The organism is Mesotoga sp. HF07.pep.5.2.highcov, assembly GCF_003666285.1.
GTDB lineage: Bacteria > Thermotogota > Thermotogae > Petrotogales > Kosmotogaceae > Mesotoga > Mesotoga prima.
The window spans coordinates 1-2,088 of the sequence record NZ_JFHJ01000321.1 but is presented as its reverse complement, the minus strand read 5'-3'; the positions used below and the strand labels follow the sequence as shown (position 1 = coordinate 2,088).

At 47.4% G+C, this 2,088-nt stretch carries 1 protein-coding gene; it reads right to left on the bottom strand.

The genetic code is table 11. The features are described from left to right. On the bottom strand, positions 1-1,105 hold a 1,105-nt coding region (locus BG32_RS07075), incomplete at its 3' end, for an MATE family efflux transporter (RefSeq protein WP_147434865.1). Positions 1,106-2,088: the final 983 nt, after the last annotated feature.

Genomic DNA, 2,088 nt, shown 5'->3' with positions numbered 1-2,088 from the left:
GGGTGGCAAGGATAACTATTCTGAGTGCATAAATGGTGGACTCAATAAGCTCTGTTTCATCGGTGAAAATTGATATGAGTTGTCTCGCGAACAGAAACATGACTATTGACGAGAAAAGAGCAATCACTGTAGTAACTGCAGATGCAAGTTTGACAGACTCTCTCGCCCGTCTCATTTTTCTGGCGCCATAGTTGTATCCGACAATTGGAAGAAATCCCTGGTTTACGCCGAACATGGGCATGATAAAAACCATCAGAAGTCGGTTGATCACTCCATAAACTGCAACGGCAATATCTCCTCCGTAGAAAACCAGCGAATTGTTGAGAACCACGGCCAGAAGGCTGCCGGCTACCTGTCTTGAAAAGGCGGAGAGTCCTACCGAGACAGTCTCCCTCATGATTCTCCATTCGGGGATCAGCGATCTTAAAGAGACTCTCAGCAAGCTTTTCCCACTTAAGAAGTAGAAGAGAACATAGATTGAAGTGGCAGCTTGAGACAGAACGGTCGCCAAAGCCGCGCCCCAAATCCCCAAATTTAGAGAGAAAATAAAAATGGGGTCAAGTATAATATTGAGAACGGCAGAGATCAACATTGCGGCCATCGCTATTTTCGGTTTTCCTTCAGCCCTCACCACATGATTCATGGCCATACCGAAAGAAAAGAAAGCGCTTCCAAGAAGAATTATACCCAGGTATTCTCTTGCATACGGAATGATGGCTTCACTAGCACCGAGCATTATAAGCAGTTGATCTAAAAAGAACTGTCCTAGGAGAGTCATTACCAATCCGAAGGCGACCGAGAAAACCATTACGTTTCCGGCGGCTCGTCTCGCCTTTTTGTGGTCCCTTTCACCCAGCGACCTCGATATCACGGAAGCGCCACCGATTCCGAACATTTGAGCGAATGCCATAACGAATATTTGAACAGGCAAGGAGATCGAGATGCCTGCGATTCCCATCGATCCGACACCTCTTCCAACAAAGATTGTGTCAACGAAGTTGTACATAGCCTGGACAAGCATGCCGATAGTAGCAGGCAAAGAAAGACTGAGAAGAAGCCTTCCAATTCTCTCCTCGCCAAGCATTTTATGTATATCTTTTGCCATAGCTCACCTCTCGGATGGTCGCATATTCAACTATTATAGTCCGAAGCAATATCAAATGCTGTCGTTTGCCTCCTGGAGAGAAGTTCCGGTTTGAGAAAGTAGAATTGAAAGTCGTTGTTCGTAAGCGGTCCCACCGTCCTTGGTCCTTAATGAATAGCAGTCGCAAGTTGTCTGTTCCAAGTTGCGAACCCTAAAGTAAAGAAACGTCAAATGCCGTCATTCCGACAAAGCTCCTGGTCGGAATCTTGATGCTCTTGCTTCATTACTTCAACCAAGAACGAAGAACCTGGACGCGGAGCGTCGGAACGAAGCACGGGTTTTTTCTTCGGAGAAGGGAGAACCGCTCAACGGTCAACCAGTTTCTCTTGCTCTTACGAACCCCAACCTCCCACCCCGAACCACGCTTCAAAAGTGCAGGTCCCGAAACAAGTTCGGGATGACCGTAATTAGAGGCCCCACACAGGCTAGTAACGGCTCTTTCCAGCGATCAACGGTTCTTTGCTTTTCAGCGAACAGCGGATCTAAAATTCGAGATCCCGTGCAAATACATCACGGGATGACGAAGTTAATGTATTCAGGGCAGGCTCAGCGGGATGACAACTGACGGTTATTGCGAGAATGCGAGATGGGTATGACAGCGTTTGCTGATTCCAAAGACGAAATAATTCGTCATGCTGAACTTGTTTCAGCATCCCGGTTCTGAGAGACGTTTAGCGCTGCTCTTTAACGCTTAGTGAATCCGTAGAACGAATAACAGATCCTCGCTCTGGAACGAAAAACAGGTCTTTTCTTCGGAGAACCACTAAACTCGGTCAACCAGTTTCTCTTGCTCTTACGAACCCCCGACCTCCGACCCCCAACCACGGTCTTACAACTCCCCTGACTTTCCTCTTTCCAACCTGCCACGCCCAACCTCCAACCCCGCGAAAGTCTAATACTTGTCTACTTTGAGCTTCTGATGTATTCTTCTTCCATGGGGATTG